General features: G+C 31.6%; 1 protein-coding gene and 1 pseudogene. Both read right to left on the minus strand.

Going from position 1 to position 715, the window contains the following annotated elements; genetic code table 11:
• On the minus strand, positions 1-369 hold a 369-nt coding region (locus ACRCJ0_RS17565; protein ID WP_431391437.1), incomplete at its 3' end, for an LEM-3-like GIY-YIG domain-containing protein.
• 60 nt (positions 370-429) lie between these two features.
• A pseudogene (locus tag ACRCJ0_RS17570) lies at positions 430-715 on the minus strand (NAD(P)/FAD-dependent oxidoreductase); the annotation flags it as partial.

Genomic DNA, 715 nt, shown 5'->3' on the forward strand with positions numbered 1-715 from the left:
TACTTTATTTGTTAGGTTTCGAGGCGAAAAAATGTTAAATAAATTTATTAAAGTGTTTTCGCTCGCGAACGCTTCTCGTTCTGATAACCAGTAATTTAAAATTACTTTGTTAATCGTAAATCCTTCTGCCTTAATAGCTCTGATTTTGTTAATTTTTAAGTCTTCAGTTTTATCTTCACTTTCTAATAGCAGTTCTAATTTTTTATTAAAGGCAGCTTTCTCATGATTAAAGACTCGTTGGCCTTTCCCTTTACCGATGTAGAATATCTCATCCTTATCGTTCCTAATATCAACTAAACAATAAATATAGAACTCTTTACCTTTGTTTTTATTTAAATATGATAATACTTTATCTGAAAATTTTTCCATAAAATATTCCTCTTTATCATCTTTTTCAATTCTGAAGCTATCTAGTATTCAACAAATCAATTAAATAGGCTTCAACATCCTCGTTAGCTTATCTAATGTTTTCGGTGGGTTAACCAGAATTTCACGGGCCTTATCCATATCAACTTTCACATTATATGTTAAAATTCCTGTTGGTTTACCTTTAAAAAGATAATAAACAATATAACCTCCGGCAACTTCTTCAATAATCGCATCATCACGGTTTCGACTCATTTCACCAACACCTTCAATAGAAATATCTAAGACATCCGTATAAGAGAGTGGCGCACCATGATTATAAACTTCTTCAGCGCCCGTCATGTTCCTA

This window comes from Aerococcus sp. L_32 (assembly GCF_050689315.1).